At 56.4% G+C, this 692-nt stretch carries 1 protein-coding gene; it reads left to right on the top strand.

What is annotated here, in order from left to right; all coding sequences use genetic code 11:
• The coding region (locus PG900_RS22960) for a GTP-binding protein (protein ID WP_270832376.1) at positions 1-692 on the top strand (692 nt) is incomplete at both ends.

Below are 692 nucleotides of genomic sequence, written 5' to 3'. Positions count from 1 at the left end.
GCTGCCCAGATGGACGGCGCGATCCTGGTAGTAGCAGCGACTGACGGCCCGATGCCGCAGACTCGTGAGCACATCCTGCTGGGTCGTCAGGTAGGCGTTCCGTACATCATCGTGTTCATGAACAAGTGTGACATGGTAGATGACGAAGAGCTGCTGGAACTGGTTGAGATGGAAGTTCGCGAACTGCTGTCCGAGTACGACTTCCCGGGTGATGACCTGCCGGTAGTCCGTGGTTCTGCACTGAAAGCGCTGGAAGGCGAAGCTCAGTGGGAAGAGAAGATCCTGGAACTGGCTGGCCACCTGGACACCTACATTCCGGAGCCGGAGCGTGCCATCGACCTGCCGTTCCTGATGCCTATCGAAGACGTATTCTCCATCGCTGGCCGTGGTACCGTAGTAACCGGTCGTGTAGAGCGCGGTATCGTCAAAGTTGGTGAAGAAGTGGAAATCGTTGGTATCAAAGATACCACCAAGACCACCTGTACCGGCGTTGAAATGTTCCGTAAGCTGCTGGACGAAGGTCGTGCAGGCGAGAACATCGGTGCACTGCTGCGTGGCGTGAAGCGTGAAGACGTAGAGCGTGGTCAGGTACTGGCCAAGCCGGGCACCATCAAGCCGCACACCAAGTTTGAATCTGAAGTGTACGTGCTGTCCAAAGAAGAAGGTGGTCGTCATACCCCGTTCTTCAAAGG

Origin of the sequence: Aeromonas sp. QDB03, assembly GCF_027707985.1 — a bacterium.
GTDB classification, from domain to species: Bacteria; Pseudomonadota; Gammaproteobacteria; order Enterobacterales; family Aeromonadaceae; genus Aeromonas; species Aeromonas hydrophila.
Note: the sequence above shows the minus strand (reverse complement) of the source record. Positions and strands in the feature narration are given on the sequence as shown.